Origin of the sequence: Uliginosibacterium sp. 31-16 (genome assembly GCF_030730865.1) — a bacterium.
In the GTDB taxonomy this organism is placed as follows: domain Bacteria; phylum Pseudomonadota; class Gammaproteobacteria; order Burkholderiales; family Rhodocyclaceae; genus Uliginosibacterium.
Genome location: NZ_JAVALZ010000001.1, coordinates 995,164 through 1,013,998, shown reverse-complemented (window position 1 = coordinate 1,013,998; position 18,835 = coordinate 995,164). Strand labels below are relative to the sequence as shown.

16 protein-coding genes and 1 riboswitch are annotated in these 18,835 nt (G+C 62.5%); of the genes, 8 read left to right on the top strand and 8 right to left on the bottom strand.

Translation table 11 applies throughout. The features are described from left to right. Positions 1 to 12: 12 nt before the first annotated feature. On the bottom strand, positions 13 to 471 hold the full coding sequence (nrdG, locus tag Q9Q94_RS04725; protein WP_305978866.1) for an anaerobic ribonucleoside-triphosphate reductase activating protein: 459 nt from the start codon (positions 469 to 471) through the stop codon (positions 13 to 15). Then, the gene (gene nrdD / locus Q9Q94_RS04720) at positions 468 to 2,669 is read right to left on the bottom strand and encodes an anaerobic ribonucleoside-triphosphate reductase (RefSeq protein WP_305978865.1); all 2,202 of its coding nucleotides are present in this window, start codon (positions 2,667 to 2,669) and stop codon (positions 468 to 470) included. The genes nrdG and nrdD overlap by 4 nt, the downstream gene beginning before the upstream one ends. A gap of 141 nt (positions 2,670 to 2,810) precedes the next feature. Continuing rightward, positions 2,811 to 3,008, bottom strand: a riboswitch (cobalamin riboswitch). 313 nt (positions 3,009 to 3,321) lie between these two features. Here nrdD and Q9Q94_RS04715 point away from each other — a divergent pair. After that, positions 3,322 to 3,666 (top strand): hypothetical protein, encoded by a 345-nt coding sequence (locus tag Q9Q94_RS04715; RefSeq protein WP_305978864.1) that lies wholly within the window; start codon positions 3,322 to 3,324, stop codon positions 3,664 to 3,666. A 6-nt stretch (positions 3,667 to 3,672) separates the two neighbouring features. Here Q9Q94_RS04715 and Q9Q94_RS04710 read toward each other — a convergent pair whose 3' ends face one another. From Q9Q94_RS04710 to Q9Q94_RS04695, 4 genes are all read right to left on the bottom strand, one after another. Then, positions 3,673 to 5,796, bottom strand: coding sequence for a bifunctional diguanylate cyclase/phosphodiesterase (locus Q9Q94_RS04710; RefSeq protein ID WP_305978863.1), 2,124 nt, complete (start codon positions 5,794 to 5,796; stop codon positions 3,673 to 3,675). A gap of 419 nt (positions 5,797 to 6,215) precedes the next feature. Next, a complete protein-coding gene (locus tag Q9Q94_RS04705) occupies positions 6,216 to 8,096 on the bottom strand; it encodes a methyl-accepting chemotaxis protein (RefSeq protein ID WP_305978862.1) in 1,881 nt (626 codons plus the stop codon). 259 nt (positions 8,097 to 8,355) lie between these two features. Next, entirely contained in the window at positions 8,356 to 9,543 is a 1,188-nt protein-coding gene (locus Q9Q94_RS04700; RefSeq protein WP_305978861.1) for a PAS domain-containing protein, read from the bottom strand. Positions 9,544 to 9,618: 75 nt separating this feature from the next. Further along, positions 9,619 to 10,008: a hypothetical protein gene (locus tag Q9Q94_RS04695; RefSeq protein ID WP_305978860.1), complete on the bottom strand. Its 390-nt coding sequence runs from the start codon at positions 10,006 to 10,008 to the stop codon at positions 9,619 to 9,621. A gap of 16 nt (positions 10,009 to 10,024) precedes the next feature. Here Q9Q94_RS04695 and Q9Q94_RS04690 point away from each other — a divergent pair, with 16 nt between their 5' ends. Continuing rightward, positions 10,025 to 11,302, top strand: a complete 1,278-nt coding sequence (locus Q9Q94_RS04690) for an RCC1 domain-containing protein (protein WP_305978859.1) — start codon at positions 10,025 to 10,027, stop codon at positions 11,300 to 11,302. Position 11,303: 1 nt separating this feature from the next. Next, complete coding sequence (locus Q9Q94_RS04685) at positions 11,304 to 12,806, top strand: hypothetical protein (RefSeq protein WP_305978858.1); 1,503 nt, start codon at positions 11,304 to 11,306, stop codon at positions 12,804 to 12,806. A gap of 119 nt (positions 12,807 to 12,925) precedes the next feature. Here Q9Q94_RS04685 and Q9Q94_RS04680 read toward each other — a convergent pair whose 3' ends face one another. Next, entirely contained in the window at positions 12,926 to 13,444 is a 519-nt protein-coding gene (locus Q9Q94_RS04680; protein WP_305978857.1) for an NUDIX hydrolase, read from the bottom strand. A 190-nt stretch (positions 13,445 to 13,634) separates the two neighbouring features. Between Q9Q94_RS04680 and leuE the strand changes: the two genes are divergently transcribed. After that, positions 13,635 to 14,279 carry a leucine efflux protein LeuE gene (gene leuE, locus Q9Q94_RS04675; RefSeq protein ID WP_305978856.1) on the top strand — a complete coding sequence of 215 codons (645 nt, stop codon included), beginning with the start codon at positions 13,635 to 13,637 and terminating at the stop codon, positions 14,277 to 14,279. Positions 14,280 to 14,549: 270 nt separating this feature from the next. After that, on the top strand, positions 14,550 to 15,239 hold the full coding sequence (locus Q9Q94_RS04670; protein ID WP_305978855.1) for a glutathione S-transferase family protein: 690 nt from the start codon (positions 14,550 to 14,552) through the stop codon (positions 15,237 to 15,239). Between the two features lie 166 nt (positions 15,240 to 15,405). Here the strand turns inward: Q9Q94_RS04670 and Q9Q94_RS04665 are convergent, their stop codons facing one another. After that, positions 15,406 to 16,164 (bottom strand): SDR family NAD(P)-dependent oxidoreductase, encoded by a 759-nt coding sequence (locus Q9Q94_RS04665; RefSeq protein ID WP_305978854.1) that lies wholly within the window; start codon positions 16,162 to 16,164, stop codon positions 15,406 to 15,408. A gap of 132 nt (positions 16,165 to 16,296) precedes the next feature. Here Q9Q94_RS04665 and Q9Q94_RS04660 point away from each other — a divergent pair, with 132 nt between their 5' ends. From Q9Q94_RS04660 to Q9Q94_RS04650, 3 genes are all read left to right on the top strand, one after another. Then, positions 16,297 to 17,208 (top strand): LysR family transcriptional regulator, encoded by a 912-nt coding sequence (locus Q9Q94_RS04660; RefSeq protein WP_305978853.1) that lies wholly within the window; start codon positions 16,297 to 16,299, stop codon positions 17,206 to 17,208. 143 nt (positions 17,209 to 17,351) lie between these two features. Then, positions 17,352 to 18,314 carry an AraC family transcriptional regulator gene (locus Q9Q94_RS04655; protein ID WP_305978852.1) on the top strand — a complete coding sequence of 321 codons (963 nt, stop codon included), beginning with the start codon at positions 17,352 to 17,354 and terminating at the stop codon, positions 18,312 to 18,314. Between the two features lie 151 nt (positions 18,315 to 18,465). Next, positions 18,466 to 18,816 carry a cyclophilin-like fold protein gene (locus Q9Q94_RS04650; RefSeq protein ID WP_305978851.1) on the top strand — a complete coding sequence of 117 codons (351 nt, stop codon included), beginning with the start codon at positions 18,466 to 18,468 and terminating at the stop codon, positions 18,814 to 18,816. Positions 18,817 to 18,835 lie beyond the last annotated feature (19 nt).

Sequence of the window (18,835 nt, the reverse complement as noted above, 5' to 3'; positions counted from 1 at the left end):
CGGACCCGGCACTCAAGATGAACGGCCTGACGCCAGATGGATGACCCGCTGATTCTCTGAGCCCTGCCAGGGTTTGGTGCTTGGCTGATCTTGCAGATAGGGGCCGTCGATCAATACGTCTACATCACGCAGCAGTTCCAGATGCTGTACTTCTTCATGCAGATAACCCGTCCATAGCCAGATGTCCTTGGCCGGGTAGCGTTGCTTGAAACGCCGACACAGATCAGCAATTGCTTCACGATTGGCAGGGAGCAGCGGATCGCCACCTGACAGGCTCAGGCCATCGTGGTTCGCGCACAGATCAAGGATCTGCTCGCGGACGTCCTCGGTGAAGGGCTGGCCGGCACGCCGGTCCCAGGTGGCTCGGTTATAGCAGCCGGGGCAGGCGTGCGCACAGCCGGTGACGAACAGAGTGACGCGCAGACCTTCACCGTTGACCACGTCGCAGGTGTAGTAGCGGTCGTAGTTCATGCCACCAGAGGTTCGGGCTGGAGCAGGCGGTCGCAGCGTTCGACGAGCAGGTCCGTTTCTGGCGCGGGCGTGGCGAGATGCTTCACACGGCGCATGACTTCTTTCTGCTTGCCGGCGTTGAAGGGCCGCGCATTGGGACTGCCAAGGTAACCGCACACCCGACGCGTGACCGAGAGACTGGCGCTGTCATGGTTGCCGCATTCGGGGCAGGTGAAGCCATCTGCCGTGGCCAGGGTTTCGCCCATGAAACCGCATTTTCCGCAGGAGTCCACCGGAGTATTGGTGCCGAAATAGGGCACGTGCTCGATGGCGTGATCCCAGATGCGCTCCAGCGCCTTGAGGTTGTGGCGCATGTTGGGCAGTTCGACATAGGTGATATGCCCGCCCGAGGCCGCATCAGCAAAGCCCTTCTCGTACTGGATCTTTTCGAAAGGGCCCACCTTGCGCGTCACGTCGAGATGGAAAGAGTTGGTGTAATAACCCTTGTCGCTGATTCCTGGCATTTCGCCGTAGCGCGCTACATCCAGCTTGCAGAAACGGTGACACAGCGATTCGCTGGGGGTGGAGTAGAGCGAGAAGCCCCAGCCAGACTCGGCCTTCCAGCGCTGCACGGCTTCGCCGAGATAGGCGACGACGCGATGCAGGAAATCCTGCAGAGCGGGATTGTCAAAAGGGTGTTCGCCGCCCGACATGATCAGGGCGACTTCGTGCAGACCGATGTAGCCCAGTGAAATCGAGGCGCGGCCATCTTTGAACAGAGGCAGGATGTCGTCATCTGGCCTCAGGCGCACGCCGAAGGCACCCTCGGTGTAGAGGATGGGGGCGATATTGGCCTTCACGCCTTCGAGGCGCTCGATGCGAATCATCAATGCCTTGCGTGCCAGCTCCAGGCGTTCGTCGAGGATCTCGAAGAAACGATCCTGATTCTGCTGTGCTTCGATGGCGATGCGTGGCAGATTGATGCTGACCACGCCGAGGTTATTGCGTCCAGCCAGTACCTCGCGTCCCTGCTCGTCATGCCACACCGAAAGGAAGCTGCGGCAGCCCATCGGTGAAACGGGAATCGATGAACCGGTCAATTCGCGATTGAGTTTCGCCGAAATGATGTCCGGGTACATGCGTTTCGAAGCGCATTCCAGCGCTAGCTGCTTGATATCGTAGTTAGGGTCTTCCGGCTTGAGATTGAGCCCTTCCTCAATGAAGAACACCAGTTTGGGGAAGACTGGCGTGATGCCTTCCTTGCCCATACCCTTGATGCGCACCTGCAGGATCGCGCGTTGCACTGCACGCTCCTGCCAGCTGCGGCCCATGCCAAAGGAGAAAGTGACGAAGGGCTGCTGACCATTGGAGGAAAACAGCGTGTTGATTTCGTACTCGCAGGCCTGGATGCCGTCGTAGGTTTCCTTCTCCGTACGTTCACGCGCATAGCGCTCCGGCTCGGCGATGCTGTACTGGCGTGCAATCTCCAGATTCTTCTCGTAGCTCCTCTGTACATACGGCGCGAGCGTCTGATCGATGTTTGGAATGGTCGTGCCGCCGTACTGATGGCTCGCCACCTGAGCAATGATCTGGGCAGTCACTGCGCAGGCTACGCCGACGGACTTCGGACTCTCGATACCCGCATTGCCAAGGTGAAAGCCGTTCCCCAGCATGCCTTGCAGATCCACCAGGCAGCAGTTGGTGAACGGCAGGAAAGGCGAGTAGTCCATGTCGTGGAAATGCAGATCGCCGCTGTTGTGGGCTTGCAGCACATCCTTGGTGAGGAAGTTGCTGGCGAACTGCTTGGAGACGATTCCTGCCATCAGGTCGCGCATGACCGGAAAAACATTGGCATCCTTGTTGGCGTTCTCCGTCACAGCTTCTTCATCGGTCTTGTCGACCAGGCCCATGAGCTGTGCATGCAGCACGGACCCGCGTACGCGAATGCTGTCGCGATCATGGCGATACTCGATATACAGGCGGGCAACTTCGGGCCAGGAACGCATCAGGGCGTTCTCGACAAACAGCTGGATGGTCGGTATGTCGAGAACGTCCCTGGAGTGACGTCGGCACTGTTCTTCAACCTCTGCCGCAACGCCCAGGGCAACTGCGCTGGGGTTCTCCACGTGCGCAGCCGCAGCGGCCTTCTGGCAAGCCACGGCTACCTTCAGGATATCGAATGTCGCAGTCGTTCCATCGCGTTTCAGGACGTTAAGCATCGAGGCTCTCCAAGGACAGGGATTTCTTGTTGGATGCAAGGAATCAAGACGGGGATGCATCACGGGAAAAGCACCGTCAGACAGAAGCTGCGGCGCGATCCGCCGGGAGGCACCCCGCCCCGGTTACACACACCCTTGCGGGTATTCGATCATTGCGACGGCAGGTCTCCTGGCTGACGCATCCATGTCGTTAGCCGGCCTTCCCGGGGCAGGGCCCAGTGGCAGAAAGTGGCGAACGACTCCGCGCCTACAGTTGCGGGGGCAGCTCCGGTCAAGGCGATGAGTGCCCGCCGGATTCCCTTTTGATCCCGTGCGGGAACCATCGTGAGCCGCGACTTTAGCGCTTTGGCGCCGGCACACACAAGGCATTTTCGACTACATATAGTATTGATTTGACGATAGGCAACTATATACAGGATTGTGCTGGCGCCCCTCGAAAGGCTTCATGCACACCTTGCAAGCATGGGCGTCCGGATGGGAAGCCTGCCGGATTTCCCTTGTCTCTGGATGCCGGGATGATCGTTTCACGCTCTGCGCTGGCGCAAAACTGTCGGGCTCCAGCGGTGGGAAAATTCGCAGCAGATGATCAGAGAGCTGGTGCCCGTACCGCTCATCTGCCAAAATCTCCCGTGCAACGAGATTCTCCGGAAGCATGAAAGAAAGCATCAATTACTGGACTATCGGTTGCCATAAACCGGAGCCCGTCAAACAAAAGCGTCCGCCTCGCCTGAGCGAGTGTCGTTACCTTTCAGCCAATGGTGCGGTGGGTGATTACTCGGCACATTGCATGATCGAAGATCAGAAAACAGCCCTCGATTTCGCCAATGCCATCGCTCCGGATCTGGCTACCAGCGCGCATGCCGAGAAGAGGCTCGTCATCGAGCCTGTCCACATCCTCATCTCTCCGCACGAGAAGGCCCGTTTTCTGCGCCGGATTACCGAGCAGTCGAAAGCCGTGAAGGGTTTCATTACCCGACGGGCACTGGAGATGTTCTGAGGAACCTCAGGATACTGCCGGGGTTTGTCCGAACTGCATGACAGGCATGACGTGGAGCGGGTGATGATTGTTTTGCAGGTATTGCCCTGCTGCCTCGGCGTTGAGTGGGCGTGAGAAGAGGTAGCCCTGGAATATCGGGCAGTCCAGTTTGCGCAACTGGTGCGCCTGTTCTTCCGTCTCGACACCTTCGGCAACGATATCCAGCTTGAGGTTTTTCGCCAGCCGGATCGCACTGGCACAAATCTCGCGGCTGGTTTCGTCCTTGTCCATGCCGTCCACAAAGCTGCGATCGAGTTTGAACGCCTGTACCGGCAGGATTCGCAGATAGCTGAGGGATGAGTAGCCCGTACCGAAATCGTCGATGGACAGTCGCAGGCCGAGATTTCGCAGGGCTGCAAAGCGCTCGACCGTACGCTCCGGGTCCTGGATCAGGACGGATTCGGTGATCTCCAGCTCAAGATCTGCAGGCTGGAGACCTGTACGCGCGAGTGCACCGAGGAGGGTCTCCTCAAGATAGGGGTCTAGCAGCTGCGCAGCAGAAAGATTGACGGCCATGCGCAGGGAGTCGTGTCCTGCCTTTCGCCAGGCCGCGAGCTGGGCGCAAGCGGTATGGATGACCCACCCGCCGATATGGATGATGAGACCTGAGGCCTCGGCCAGCGGAATGAAGTCCTGTGGCGAGACCAGCCCGTACTCCGGGTGCTGCCAGCGGATCAGCGCTTCCATCGACAGCGTGCGACCGCTGGTGGCGCAAACCTGGGGTTGGTAGCAGAGGAAAAACTGCCGCTTCCCGAGGGCCTCGCGCAACGCCGATTCAAGGTCGATACGCTGGCGGAAGTCTTCCTTCAGTGCGGGACGGAACGTCCGCATCTGGTTCGTCCCGGCGTTCTTCGCATCATGCAGTGCCAGCTCGGCGGCCGCCAGAAGCTCGCTGGCCGTCGCAGCATCATCGGGGTAAATGGCCATGCCGCTGCTGGCGGTGAGCTTGAACTGGGTGCCCTCAATCTCGAAGGGCTCCTCGAAGCTTCCCGCAAGCTTTTCACAGAACACGCCGATGCCCGCATCCGTCTTGATATGGCTGGCGATCAGCGCGAAACCATCGCTGCGTGTGCGGGCCAGCACATCACTGTCGCGGATCCGGCCACTCAGTCGTTGGCTGAGCCTGCGCAGCACCTCATCGCTGGTGGCAAGACCATGCGTGCCTTTGACGCCGCCGAGCCGATCGATATCGAACAGCACGACTGCGATCTTCGTGCCCTGCTGGTGGTTCAATTCAAGCAGACTTTCAAGACGAAGGAAAAATCCGGCCCGGTTCGGCAAGCCGGTCAGAGCGTCGTGATGAAGGAGCTGGTTGGCCCGCGCATCCGCTTTGCGGCGACCCTGTACCTCCTTGGCCAGGGCTCGTGTGATGAGCTTTTCCTGCAGCTCGCGGGCCAGCATTTCCTTTCTTACCAGAATCGAGAAGGCCCCGGCCATGAAGACGAAGCCGAAACCGCCCAGGTAAGGCATGGTAATGACGCCGGAATCCGACATGCTGGCGAGTCCTGTCGTGAGCAGCATGATCACCAGTCCCGTCCAGATGAGGGTACTTGAAAGCCGTTCCTTCATCCGCATGAGCGAGAGAGCGATGCCCATCGTGTAAATCATCACAATCAGTGAAACCAGCCGGGTCAGGCGATACACCAATGATGGCTGGCCCTGGATGATCCGCAGATGCTCTCCCCAGGGAAGCGTCAACACCTGATCAGGGTCGAGTGCGTAAAACCGGTAGCCGAATGGCGAGAGGAAGTTGTAGCAGACGGCCAGACCTGCCAGCGCGGCCAGCCAGACAAAGATGCGCAGCGGGCGTTTCCGCGTATCCAGTGATGCTGCCGCCAGCGCAATCAGCGGGATGACGACAATCGAAAAGAGATTGACCCATCTGTGCGCAGCCAGCGCGCTGGCCTGATCCGGTGCCGAATACTGCATGGCGTTGAAGAACTGGAAACCTGCAAAGCCCAGGCAGATGGCGGCGAATGACCAGTTCGTGTGTGAATGACCGCTGCCACGCGCGAGAATGGCGGCATGGGCTGCCGCCATCAGCAGGATGCCAACGGAAATAAGGTAGGCGCTGATCAGTGGGGCGCTCATCATTCGTGCCTTTAAAGGGCAGGATCCGCAAGTCCTGCTTCAGGAGCAGAAGGATACTTCGAGTTGTTTATTAATTGGTAATCGATCGCATGAGCGGTGAGTGATGCACGGCCAGCAAGGGTTCGTGCCGCAGGCACCGGGCGGATTGTGGGGCACAAGCAAAAGGCGCCTGCCTGCATGGCCGGTCATTCGCCGTCGGCGCAGTGACTGAGCCGATACGCGTCCGTGACGTGGTGAGAGCCGGCCATGAACTGCAGCATGCTGCAGCGCCGCCCCTCACCTGGGCCTTCAGGCGGCATCCGCCAGAAGGCGCGTACCTGGCGGTTCTTCAGGCATGCAGGCTGGAAACCATTGCTCCATGCTGGTTTCCAGCGACCGCCTGACGTTTCATCCTTCCGGACCAGGCGGGCCATGCTGGTTTACAGCTTGAACTGTGCAACCAGCGACTGCAGTGTTTGCGAAAGCTGGTGCAGCTCGGTGGTCGTGCGGGCCGCAGACTGAACCGCTACGTCGGTTTCCGAGGTCATCCGGGTCACCTGTTCGGTCGCGCGCGCCATTTCGTTGGTGGCGGCCGATTGCTCCCGGGTCGACTCTGCAATGTCACGGATGCTGCGCACCACATGGTTCATCTGTGCATCAATGCCGGCCATGCGCTGCGCCACCTGATGCGAGGTGTCCACCCCCTCGATCACCGAGCGGCGCGTGCTGTCCATGTCGCCCATCGCCGAGGCGATCTCGGCATGGTTGGATTCAATCAGCTGGCCGATCTCTACCGTCGCCTTCGAAGTGCGCTCTGCCAGCTTGCGCACTTCGTCGGCCACCACCGCGAAACCGCGGCCTTGCTCGCCTGCGCGTGCGGCCTCGATGGCGGCGTTCAAGGCCAGCAAGTTCGTTTGCCCGGCAATCTCCTTGATCACGCCGACGATGCCGGTGATCTGCGTCGAACTCACGCCCAGGCGCTCCAGCGTGGCGGACAATTGCTGTACCGAACCGGAAATCCGGTCGATCCCCGCCGCCAGCTCGTCCACCGCCGCCGCGGATTCCTTGGAGATGCGTCCGGTCTCGATGGCGGTGTTCTCCGCTTCCTGTGCGTTGTCGGCAATGTGATTGATGCTGACCGTGATTTCCTCGATCGTCGCCGCGGTGGCACTGGACAGGTCGGCCTGTCGCAGCGAATCCGCCGACAGGGTGCGGGTCACCTGATCCAGGCTGTGAAGCTCGGCGCCCATCTGCTCCGATTGCTTGCGCACGGCCAGGAACATTTCGCGCAGGCTGGCCGCAAACCTGTTGAAGGCCAGCGCCGTCAGCCCGATTTCATCGTGGTTGCCGATCGACAGCGTGCGGGTCAGGTCGCCCCCGCCGGAGGCGATCTCCGTCAGCGCATCGCGCAGGCGGTTCAGCCCGCTCAGCAAACGCGCCAGCGCCAGATTGGCGATCACCACCGCCACGGCGCCCAGCACCACGCCCAGGAACACCAGCAGCATCAGCATGCCATTCAGCGGCGCCAGAATCTTGTTGCGGTCAATCACCGTGCCCAGCAGCCAGTCCGTGCCCGCCACCGGAGTTGCGCTGACCAGCGTGGCGCGGCCATCAATCTGCAATTCCTCCAGCTTTTTCGTGCCGGCCATGCGCGTCAGATCGTCCACGCTCAGGCCCGACAGGACTTCGTTCACCGGTTTCAGGGTGGTGTCGGGGGCAGGGTGGGCCACGATCTTGCCGTCCCGCGTGACCAGAAATGCATAGCCATCGCCATTCAGCCGGATCTCCTGGGTCAGCTTGATGATGTCTTCCAGCGCAATGTCGCCGCCGACTGCGCCGACAACCATCTGGTTTTCCATCACCGGCGCGGCAAAGGTTACGCCCAGCTTCTTGGTGGAGGAGAACACATACGGTGCCGTCAGCACGGTGGTTTTCTCCTCGCTGGCCTTCTTGTACCAGGCGCGCGAAGTCGGGTCGTAGCCCTCGGCCGGCTTCTTCTCCGGGTTGAAATACTTCATCTGCTTGTCGGCAAAGCCGGCGAAGGTCTGGTCAAAGCGCCCGCCATCCTTCGCCATCTGCAGCGGCAGGTAAGGCTCAGCCGCTGGCGTCACGCGACTGGCCGCCGCCTGGATCGCATCGCTGCGCTGCCCGGCCCAGCGGCTCAGCGCCTCGCCACTGCCGGTCACCGCCGCCTGGATTTCGCGCTCCACCCCGGCACTGATCTCCGCTTTCATGCGGAAATAGGCCGTGGCCGATACGATCAGGATGGTCGCCGTGACCAGCGCGGAAACGAACAGGATGAGACGGGTTCTGAGAGTCATGGCGGCAGGCCGGCGAGTCAAGGTAAACCCTATTTACGGCGCGGTCTTTCCCAGCTTGAGTAAAACATGCCGGCATGACTGTCTGCTCGAGGCATAACCGGTAGATGCCCGCAAAGCCGCTTCCGACGGACTTCTTCAGACTGTGTGCTTGCAGATCAAGAATGGACGCTGCTCGACAGCCGGCATGCCTGAAAAACATTGCCGGGAGCGGCTTCCCGTAAGGTGGCTGCGAGGCGTTCGGGTCATGCAGCGCCCGGGATCAGCGCGGCACCACCAGCATCAGGCGTGCAACCAGGCCGACGAGATCCTGCTGGCGCTGGGTACGCGTTTTGGCCAGCAGATTGCTGAGCTGGGTCCGCACGGTCGAAATCTTCACGCCGCGACTTTCGGCAAATTCCGGCGGGGTTCCGCCATCAATCAGATGCATCAGCAAGGCCGCCTCCGCCGCACTCAGGCGATAGGCCTGGGTCGCCATGGCAACCGCAGCGGCGGGATTCACCTCGCGTTCGACGAGCAGAAAAGCCACGCCCGGCGCGTCCAGATGCAGACCGACATCGGCCAGATCACGCACGCTGAGCGCCAGCAGGGTGAGTTCCGGCGCTGCGCCCTGCGCCGGCAGGCTGGCGCACGCGCAGTGCCCGGCCAGTGCCTGTTGGAACACCTTGCGGATGGGTACGGGCGTGTTGCTCTGGTTCAGCCCGGCGCGCAGGAAACCATGCAGATCGGCATGGATCGCGCTGTCGAGCAAGGCACGGGCGCGCCGGTTGGCGTGCCTGAGCCGGCCTCGCGTATCCACGAAGAGCATCCCGACCGGGAAGGCATCCATGACCCGTTCCAGGCCCAGCACCTTCTGCTGCAGCAAGGTGGTGTGCACGTGCAGATAGGCCGCGCGCTGCAGGTGGGGCATGGCCTGCTGGAATTGCGCCAGCTCATCCTGACTGAACACCGCCAGCGCATTTCGTTTCAGCATCGAAAGCGTGAAGTGCCGCTGCCCATGCAGCGGGTTGTGTTCCCAGCCGAACACCCGCCCGCCAAAGCCGACGGGCTGCATGAACTCCCGGTAAAACGCGGATTCCTGATACTGCCGGCTTCGGTTGAACTGCCCGTCACACAGCGTTCCCCGCGACTTCTGGGTCATGCCTGCGGCAATGTGCCGGGTCAGTTCATCGATGCGCCAGTAGTGCTCGCAGTACGCTGACACCATCGACATGGGCATGCCGACACCGAGGAAAGCAGGCTCTGCAGAATCCAGCGCCTCGGGCATGAGACTGGTGCTGCCGGGATTCTGCAGCAGGCGGGTATAGCCGCCGATCACGCTCTCCAGATCCGGCCCCAGCGCCGCAGAGCCGATGCCGGCGTCGAAACTGGCGGCGTATTTCTCCAGCGCGGCATGCCAGTTCACCGGCTGACCGATCGTGTCGTAAAGCAATTCCAGCGAGGTGTTCAATCCGGGGCTCTCTCTTGTTGAGGCGACAGGTCTTTTTTTATCCGCCAGCTGAAGGATAGGGGATGCAAATAGTGCTCACCATCCTTCAGGTGACGGATGGCCGACCTGCGGCGGGCCCCCTAAATTCGGGTCTCCCCACACTAGTTTCGGAGAGATCTTCATGTCCTCGCATCCTGATACCGGGCGAAAGACCCGTTTCCGCCTGACGCCTTTCGGCGCTTCTGCACTGGCCCTTGTTCTCACGCTGCTGGCTGCGTGCGGCGGCTCCGGCGGTGGCGGCGGAGGCAGTCCAGCGGCGGGCGGCACCAGTTCATCGTCGAGCAGCAGCTCCGGGGGCTCTTCCTCCAGCAGTTCCAGTTCATCATCGAGCGGCGGCGCCTCCAGCAGCTCATCTTCCAGCAGTTCTTCGTCGAGCAGCTCGTCGTCCAGTTCCAGCAGCGGCGGCTCCGCCCCGGTTGCCAGCATTGCAGGACCCGCGCGCGTGCTGACCACCACTTTCTACGATGACTTCAGTGTCTCGCTCACCCCGGCGCACCCGGCCAACGGCATCACCTGGGTGTGGGGCGACGGCTCGGCCAACAGCACCGGCAACCCCCCTGAAAAGATGTTCCGCAAGCCCGGCAGCTATACCACGACGGTGAATGTGGATACCACGGCTTACGGCACTCTGTCGGCGACCAAGGCCGTGGCTGTGTACGGCGATCCTGTTGCGTTAGCCAATAGCACCAGTTGCGCCTTGCTGACCGATGGAACGGTCAAATGCTGGGGATCAGATGACTTCGGGCAACTTGGCGATGGCAGTGCCAACGATGGCTCGAACAGCTTCCAGCCCGTTACTGTCAGCGGTCTGAGCAACGTCGTGGCCCTGAGTGGGGGCTACTCGGGGATATCATTCTGCGCGCTGCGCAGCAACGGCTCGGTCTGGTGCTGGGGCGATAACAGCCAAGGGCAGCTCGGGGACGGCACGACAACGAATCGCAACCAGCCTGTTCAGGTCAGCGGTCTGGGTTCCGGTGTGCTGGTTGTCAGTGTAGGTCAGACCCAAGCGTGTGCGCTCAAGAGTGACACCACTGTGGTGTGCTGGGGCAAGAATGGCTGGGGCCAACTTGGTGACGGTACAACTACGAACCGCCTGACGCCAGTGGCAGTATCCGGGCTCAGCAATGCAGTGGGTATTTCACTCAGCTACATCAACAGCTGCGCGCTGATAGCGGGCGGTTCTGTGAAGTGCTGGGGCTACAACGGCGAGGGCCAGCTTGGCAACGGCACCACTACACACAGCTACACCCCTGTAACAGTCAGCGGTTTGACGGGCGTTGCGGATATCCGCTTGTTCGACGGCGGAGCCTGTGCCCTGAAGGCTGACAAGAGCGTGGCATGCTGGGGGCTCAATGATCGAGGGCAGCTCGGCAATGGCAGCAATACCAATGCCCTGTCGCCGGTTGCGGTGTCTGGCCTGAATGATGTCGTTGCCCTGAGCCGCGGCTGTGCTTTGCGCGCCACAGGCGGCGTGATGTGCTGGGGTAGGGGAAACTACGGGCGTCTGGGCAATGGTAGCACCAGTGACAGTAACGTACCTGTCGCCGTTACCGGCCTTGGTGGGGTGGCGGCCCTTTCTGCGAATGGCAACGGGGCCTGTTCCTTGCTGAGTGATGGTGGCACGCGCTGCTGGGGGCTCTCCTATTTGCTCGGCAACAACAGCACAAATGACGCCAGCACCCCCGTGAGTGTTATCGGCGGCAACATTTTCTGGAAGTGACGTGGCCTCGCTCCTTCGACACGCCAGCCTGCTCTGCGCCCTTCTGCACCTCGCTGCCTGCAGCGGTGGGGGCGGGGGTGCAGGCAGTGGCGGTGATAGCGGTGCGGGTGGCCCATTGGCGCCCGTCTCGGGCTGGTCGGTACTCGGCGGAGCCACCACCAGCCACCCCGACATCCCGGTGGCCAGCGACACCCGCGTGAATCCGGGGCGCGGCTATTACCGCTGGGATTCACAGGAGGAGGTGCCGCAAGCGGCCGCAGCGCCGGACTGGTACCGGCGCTATGACTGGAAAGGGCTGGAGCTGGCGGAGGACCAATACGACCTCGACGATATCGCCGCCGACATCAAGACCGCCAGTGCCACCGGGCGCAAGCTGGCCCTGCGCATCCGCATGATGCACGGCTATGGCGACGGGAAAAAATACCTGCCGGACTACCTTGTGGGGCATGCGAACTGCGTCGCCGCTTGCGGCTTCACGGCACCGGTGGGTGCCTTGGGCACTTTCGTGCCGGACTGGAACGATCCCTGGCTGCAGGCTCGCGGGCGCAAGCTGCTGGAGCAGATCCGCGCGCAGATCGTGGCGCAGGGCGCGCTGGCGCGCATTGCGTGGATCGATGTCGGCCTCTACGGCCAGTATGGCGAATGGGCGGTGGATGGCGCCGTGTATGCCAGCCCGCCGGCCGGCATCAGCGCAGCCAGCGACGCGTCGAAACAGGTCTGGGCGCGCATGCATTTCGAGGTGTTTCCGGAAGTGCGCCAGCTCATGTTTGCCCTGCGCAGCAATGTGACGACGCTGGGCTGGGCCTTCAGCCAGACGATCACCCAGCAGGCCGTCGGCCTGCGTACCGACTGCCTGGCCAAGGGTGATTTCTTTGATCAATGGACCCACCATCCGGCCGACCATGCGGTGATCCGCGATCAGTGGCAGAAGGCGCCTTTCATTGCCGAGTTCTGCCCCTTCGAGTCCGGCAACATGCTCATCAATCCGGCTTTTGCACGCAGTCAGGTCGCGGCCTGGCACATGAGTCTCGTCGGCAATGGCAATTTCGCCCTGAGCCAGCCGGTGGGTCAGCGCTTTGCCGCGCTCACCCCCGCCGAGCAGGCGGACATGCTGGCGCTGGGTCGTGAAGCCGGCTACCGCTACGCACTTGGGAACACCGCCGTCAGTGTCGCGGCCGATGGTCAGCTCCTGCTGCAAGGCGTGTTGCGCAATCTGGGCAATGCGCCGGCTTACGAAGCCTGGCAACTGAGCGTGCAGCTCATCGACAGTCAGGGCCAGCTGCGCGCCAGCAGCCCGCTCATGCTCGACCTGCAGCAAAGCCCCGGCAATGGCTCGGAGCAGAACTTCATCCATAACTGGAATCTGCCTGCGCTGGCGGCCGGTGACTACACGCTGCGTCTCACGGCGAGCCGTAGCGACCGGACCCGTCCGCTGGCCTGGGCCAACGCGGATCGTCACGCCGACGGCAGCCTGACGCTGGCAAGCCTGCGCAAGAGCGGCTGAAGAGCCGCTTCTGACAAGGATCTTGAAGCAGGCAGGCTGGCGAATCGCTACCTGCCTTGATTCTGGATTGGCATGCCTGAAGAAGTCCGCCAGAAGCGGGTCTTCAGGCTATTCACGCGTCAGACGGTGTAGCGAATCCCCGCCACGCTGGCGAGATGCGCCAGAAACTTCGCGATGCGCTCGCGGTGGTTGAAGGCGAATTCCAGCGTGTCGAGGTCCGTCAGCGGCAGCCAGCGGATGTCCGCTGTTTCGCCCGGCTCGTTGTGTGCATTGCTCACTGCCGGCAGTGTCGTCACCTGCGCATGCAGGCCGTGGTGGATATTCACGTTCTGGCGCGCATCGTGCGGTACGGAACCCACATCCCAGGGCGCGCTGAAGAATTCGCAATCGGCAATGTCCAGCAACTCCAGCGCATTCACGCCGCACTCCTCCCACACCTCGCGCAGCGCCGCCTCGGGAGTGGATTCGTCGTAATCCAGATAGCCGCAGGGCAGGTTCCACAGGCCCTGGCAATCCGGTACGCCCGGGCCACGCTGGTTGACGAGGATATAGGCTCGTCCTTCGTGCACCAGCACGATGCACACCACCACCGTGACGCTGCGCGAGACCCAGATCTCGCGGCCGTCGGCGGTCGTCACACACTCATTCCTGCGATTCCTGAACTTCATGATTTTGCTGCCGCATCGGATCAATACAGCCGACAGCATATCCCGCAGGCGCGGCCCGCAGGGAGCGGAATCCGATGTTCGAGCGGATCGTGCCTGCTGCCTTGAGGCGGGCAAAGGCGTAGACTTTCAGTTCGATTCTGCCTGCACAGGTGCCTGACCCATGTTTTACGGCGTGACTGATATCTGGACTTACGCGCTCGGCGCGCTCTTCATCGTGCTGCTGCCGGGGCCGAATTCGTTGTACGTGATGGCCGTGGCCTCGCGCGAGGGGGTGAAGGCAGGCTATCGCGGCGCCTGTGGGGTGTTTCTTGGCGATACCGTGCTGATGATTTTCTCCGCCGCCGGCGCGGCCTCGCTGCTCAAGACGCATCCGGCGCTGTTCATGCTCGTGAAATACGTCGGCGCGGCCTATCTCGGCTGGGTCGGCTTGGGCCTGCTGCGCCAGGCGCTGGCGAACTGGCGCGGCAAGGCGGGGGCCGCCGGCGGACAGGCGGAAGAAGCGTCCAGACCGTTCCGCCGCGCGCTGATCATCAGCCTGATGAATCCGAAGGCCATCCTGTTCTTCATCTCCTTCTTCATCCAGTTCGTCGATCCGCAGGCCGCGCAGCCGGCGCTGGCCTTCCTGATCCTCGGCGTGATCCTGCAGGTCCTCAGCGCGCTCTATCTCTCCGCGCTGATCTTCGGCGGCGCGTATCTGGCTAGCCAGTTCCGCCGCCGTAAGCGTCTGGCAGCAGCGGGTACGGCCAGCGTGGGCGGGGTGTTTCTGGGTTTCGGTGTGAAGCTGGCGACCGCCAGCCTGGGCTGAGCCGCGCGGGCACCAGGCAGAGGGGGCGCGAAGACGCGCTTCTGGCAAGGGTTTTAAGGAGGCATGCGGCAAGCGCCGCGTGCTGCCTTGCGCCTGGCGATGCCTGTTTGAAGAAGTCCGTCAGATGCGGCGCTGCAGGCATGCACGCGGCAAGGCATTGGTTGAAACGGGATCGGGCGATACAACAGCGCCGGACCCACGAATGTTTGGACGGGTGGGGGCATGCGTGGCACGATGTTTCGTCCCGCCAATCGCCGATGAGGAACCCCCATGTACACACTCTTTCATTGCCCCGGCACCTGCTCGCTGGCTTCGCTGATTGCCCTGGAATACGCGGGTGCCGATTACACGGTCCACAAAGTCGATTTATCGCGCAACGAGCAGCGCAGCCCGGACTTTCTGGCACTCAATCCCAATGGCCGTGTACCGGCTCTGAAAAGCGGGCGCGGCGTGCTCACCGAGACGCCGGCCATCCTGCTCTACATTGCGCAGAGCTACCCCGCTGCAGGCCTGGCGCCGCTGGACGACCCCTTTGCGCTGGCTCAGGTACAAGCCTTCAACAGCTATATCTGCTCGACGCTGCATGTGGCGCATGCTCACCGTTTCCGTGGCAGCCGCTGGGCTGACGATCCCGCCGCCATCGAAGCGATGCAGCGCAAGGTGCCGCAGAGTGTTGGTGCCTGTTTCGCGTTGATCGAAGCACAGTTGCGGCCCGATGCCTGGGTTTTCGGCGACCGACCGGGCATCAGCGACTTCTACCTGTTTACCGTGGCGCAATGGCTGGAGGGGGATGGTGTCGACCCTTCCGCCTATCCCAAACTCATCGCACATCGCGAGCGTGTCCGCGCTCTGCCGGCCGCGCAAAAAGCGCTGGCGATCGGATGGCTTGGGGGTCTATTCGCGGATCCGCCTGCTGACCCTTCGTCTCATCACGCCAACGCGCCCCAAGCCGTTTCCTGACGCGGACACCAGGCAGAGGAAGCTCGAAGACGCGCTTCTGGCAAGGGTTTTTACGAGGCATGCGGCAAGTGCCGCGTGCTGTCTGGCGCTTGGCGATGCCTGCCTGGAGAGGCACGCCAGATGCGGCTCTCCAGACAGGTGTTGTTGAAGAAGAGCCTGAAGCCGCTCAGAGATGGATGCCGCCGGAGGCTTCGACGCGCTGGCCATTGAGCCAGCCGGCCTCGTCGGAGAGCAGGAAGGCCATTACCTTGCCGATGTCGTCCGGCTGGCCGACGCGTCCTAGCGCGGTCTGGCCGGCAATCATCGCGTTGATCTGTGGATTGTCGCGCACCGCACCGCCACGAAAATCCGTGGCAATCGCGCCGGGCGCGATCACGTTCGCCGCAATCCGGCGTGGCCCCAGTTCCACGGCCAGGTAGCGCGTGAACACCTCGATGCCGCCCTTCATCATGGCGTAAGCCGAGGAGCCTGGCAGCGAGAAACGCGCCAGCCCGGACGACACGTTGAGGATGCGACCGCCGTCTGCGATCAGCGGCAGGAGTTTCTGGGTCAGGAAAAACACGCCCTTCAGATGCACGCTCACTAGTTCATCGAACTGGGCTTCGCTGGTTTCCGCGACGCTGGCGTGCAGGCCGCCGCCGGCATTGTTGAGCAGATAGTCGAAATGCTCGCGCTGCCAGTGAGTGTGCAGCGCGTCCTGCACGCGTGCGGCGAAATCGGTAAAGCCGGCGCTGTTGCCGGCGTCCAGTTGCAGCGCCACGGCGCGCACGCCCAGCGCAATGGCGTCTGCCACCACGGCGTCGGCCGCAGCCGCCTGCTGCTGATAAGTGATGATCAGATCCACGCCGCGCGCGGCGAGCTTGAGTGCGGCATCGCGGCCGAGGCCACGGCTGCCACCGGTGATGAGGGCGATCTTGTTGTGCATGACAGACTCCTTGTCGGAAAACCCGGTGGTTCCGGGCAGGTGAAGCGAGTCTATTGCGGCGCATAAACAAGATAAACGTCGCTGTTGTGTCTAAACTGTTCACACAAAACGAACAATAGTCCGGAGCCACTCATGAACCAGCTCGACGCCATGCGCATCTATGTCCGCGTGGCCGAACTTGCCAGCTTCACCGCCACGGCCGAGCAGCTCGGTCTGCCCAAGGCCAGCGTTTCCGCCGCCGTGCAACAGCTCGAAAACCAGCTTGGCACCCGCCTGCTGCACCGGACCACCCGGCGCGTGCAGATGACGCAGGATGGCCAGGTCTTCTACGAACGCAGTCGCGACATGCTGGCGGACATGGAGGAGCTGCAAGGCCTTTTCCACGCCGGGCCTGCGGAGCTGCGTGGCCGCCTGCGTGTGGACATGCCGCAGGCCATCGCGCGCGATCTGGTGATTCCGCAGCTGCCGGGTTTTCTGGACGCGCATCCCGGGCTGGAGGTGGAGCTGTCTTCAACCGACCGCCGGGTCGACCTCGTGCGCGAGGGCTTTGACTGCGTGCTGCGCGTTGGCAGCCTGGTCGATTCCAGCCTGATTGCCCGGCCCATCGGCAGCTACAACATGGTCAATTGCGCCAGCCCGGCCTACCTTGCGCAGCATGGCACGCCGCACACGCTCGGTGATCTGGCCGCGCACCGTCTGATCCATTACATGCCGACCCTGGGCGGCCGCCCCGGCGGCTTCGAGCATGTGGACGCGGATGGTGTCCTGCACAGCCTGCCGATGCCTGCCGTACTCACCGTCAACGCCACCTTCGCCTACGAAGGTGCCTGCCTTGCCGGACTGGGCATCATCCAGGTGCCACGTGCGGGCATGCGCGGCCACCTCGAAGCCGGGCGGCTGATCGAGATCCTCCCGGAGTTCAGCGCTCCGCCCATGCCCATCACCCTGCTTTACGCCAATCGTCGCCACCTGCCGCGCCGCGTGCAGGTATTCATGCGCTGGCTGGCGGAGCTCATCAGCGCGAGGTTGGCCGAGGCGGGCTGAGTGGCGTCGGCCAGACCATGCCGGCATGCACATTCCTGCGCCTTTCTTGCCTGATTCTCCTGGCCGGCGGTTTTCATGGCGTGTGTCTGCCAGACTTGGGCTAGCTTTGAAAGATCACGGACAGGACAGGAAAGGAGACCGGCATGGCTTCCCCGCCGATTCACGCAAGCGCAGCACGGGCGCAGCAGAACGTCTTGCAGGCCGCTCTGGCGAATGCGATTGCGCAACGCACGCAGGGCGAGGAGGATCGTGAAACGGAGATTCCGGGCCTGCTTTTTTTCCGGCGCGAACAGATCACCCGGCCTTGCGCCTGCATGGTGGAACCCAGCGTGGTGCTGGTGGCGCAAGGCGCAAAGCAGATGCTGGTGGGCGAGGAAGCCTATCCCTACGATCCGGATCACTTCCTGATCAATTCCATCGATTTGCCCGCCAGCTCGCAGGTCATCGAGGCCAGCCCCGGGAAGCCTTGCGTCGGCCTCGTGCTGAAACTGGATCTGCGCATCATGGCCGAGCTGATCGCGCAGGGTGGCCTGGTGCCACCCGACGAACGCCCCGCCGATCGCAGCGTGGCCATCGGGACGCTGACCCTGCTCTTGCTCGATCCGCTCAAGCGCTTGCTGGATCTGCTCGACGAGCCTGCCACCATTCCCGTACTTGCGCCGCTGATCCAGCGCGAGATCCACTTCCGCCTGCTGATGAGCGATCAGGCTGCCCGCCTGTGGCAGATCGTCTCTGCAGGCAGCCAGAGTCAGCGCATTGCCAAGGCAGTCGACTGGCTGAAAACGAATTACACCGAGCCATTGCGCATCAATGATCTGGCCGCACGGGTGCAGATGAGCAGTTCGACCCTGCATGCCCATTTCCGCCAGCTGACAGCAATGAGCCCGCTGCAATACCAGAAATGGCTGCGCCTCAACGAAGCGCGGCGACTGATGCTCAACGAGCAGCTGGACGCAGCGAGCGCGGCGTTCCAGGTCGGCTATGAAAGCCCCTCGCAGTTTAGCCGCGAGTACAGCCGCCTGTTTGGCGCACCGCCCAGACGGGATATCGAAGGGCTGCGTCAGGGCCATTCCCGGAGCGCCTCCGCATCCGCTGCCCTGGCCTGATGAAGGCGACTCCTGCAAGCGAGAGAGCGTGATGGTCATGCCTGCCCGCCGTCGACTTCAACTTATGGTTCTCAGCATCGCACTGCTGGCCGCGACACTTTCCGTCGCCCCGGCACAATCTCCCGCAACGTCCGAGCAGAGCACACGCACGATGAAAATCCGCCTGATCATCAAGGACAAGGTCCTGCCCGCAACGCTCGACGACAACGCCAGTGCGCGCGACTTCTACGCCATGCTGCCGCTTCGTCTCACGCTGGAAGACTATGCCGCGACGGAGAAAATCGCCTATCTCCCGCGCAAGCTCAGCAGCACCGGCGCGCCAGAAGGCTTCGCCCCCTCGGCGGGCGACATCACCTGGTACGCGCCATGGGGCAACCTTGCGCTGTTCCACAAAGGCTTTCGTTATTCCAGCGGGCTGGTGAGCCTGGGGCGGATTGAATCCGGCGTCGACGTGCTCCGGTCGCCGGGCAAACAGCCGGTGCTGATCGAGCGCGCGGAGTAGCGGTGCCCCGGGAGCGCCT

Coding starts and splice junctions, on each gene's coding strand:
- Q9Q94_RS04650 (WP_305978851.1), top strand. CDS start 18,466: ATGAAAATCCGCCTGATCATCAAGGACAAGGTCCTGCCCGCAACGCTC.
- Q9Q94_RS04665 (WP_305978854.1), bottom strand. CDS start 16,164: ATGCACAACAAGATCGCCCTCATCACCGGTGGCAGCCGTGGCCTCGGC.
- Q9Q94_RS04670 (WP_305978855.1), top strand. CDS start 14,550: ATGTACACACTCTTTCATTGCCCCGGCACCTGCTCGCTGGCTTCGCTG.
- leuE (WP_305978856.1), top strand. CDS start 13,635: ATGTTTTACGGCGTGACTGATATCTGGACTTACGCGCTCGGCGCGCTC.
- Q9Q94_RS04695 (WP_305978860.1), bottom strand. CDS start 10,008: ATGCTGGCAACCGGGGCGGAGCCGCCGCTGCTGGAACTGGACGACGAG.
- Q9Q94_RS04660 (WP_305978853.1), top strand. CDS start 16,297: ATGAACCAGCTCGACGCCATGCGCATCTATGTCCGCGTGGCCGAACTT.
- Q9Q94_RS04655 (WP_305978852.1), top strand. CDS start 17,352: ATGGCTTCCCCGCCGATTCACGCAAGCGCAGCACGGGCGCAGCAGAAC.
- Q9Q94_RS04710 (WP_305978863.1), bottom strand. CDS start 5,796: ATGAGCGCCCCACTGATCAGCGCCTACCTTATTTCCGTTGGCATCCTG.
- nrdG (WP_305978866.1), bottom strand. CDS start 471: ATGAACTACGACCGCTACTACACCTGCGACGTGGTCAACGGTGAAGGT.
- Q9Q94_RS04705 (WP_305978862.1), bottom strand. CDS start 8,096: ATGACTCTCAGAACCCGTCTCATCCTGTTCGTTTCCGCGCTGGTCACG.
- nrdD (WP_305978865.1), bottom strand. CDS start 2,669: ATGCTTAACGTCCTGAAACGCGATGGAACGACTGCGACATTCGATATC.
- Q9Q94_RS04715 (WP_305978864.1), top strand. CDS start 3,322: ATGAAAGAAAGCATCAATTACTGGACTATCGGTTGCCATAAACCGGAG.